1 protein-coding gene is annotated in these 452 nt (G+C 55.3%); it reads right to left on the minus strand.

The genetic code is table 11. From position 1 onward, the window contains the following. A partial coding sequence (gene htpX, locus ACTHUR_RS20655) for a protease HtpX (protein ID WP_440400664.1) occupies positions 1-452 on the minus strand: 452 nt, incomplete at both ends.

Genomic DNA, 452 nt, shown 5'->3' on the forward strand with positions numbered 1-452 from the left:
CGCCAAGAAGACGACGAAAGTATTCACAATACCTTGAATCAGCGTCAGCGTTACCATATCGCCGTTGCCGACGTGCGCCATTTCATGCGCCAAAACGGCTTCGACTTCATCGCGGGTCATGTGGTCGAGCAGGCCGGTGCTGACGGCGACGAGCGAGCTGTTTTTAGTCGCGCCGGTTGCAAAGGCGTTAGGCTCTGGAGAGTCGTAAATGGCTACTTCCGGTGTTTTCAGATTCCATTGGCGGGCTTGCGCTTCAACAGTTGCCAACAGCCAAGCTTCTTCTTCGCTTTGGGGCTGGTCGATGACGACGGCGCCGACCGAATGTTTGGCGATGGTTTTCGACATCAGCAGGTAGACAATCGAGCCGCTGAAGCCGACGACTGCGGAATAAGCCAACAGGCTGCCGACTTGGTCGGTACTGTTGATGCCCAAGATGGCCAAAATAACACGGA

Source organism: Neisseria sp. P0021.S007 (assembly GCF_051956855.1).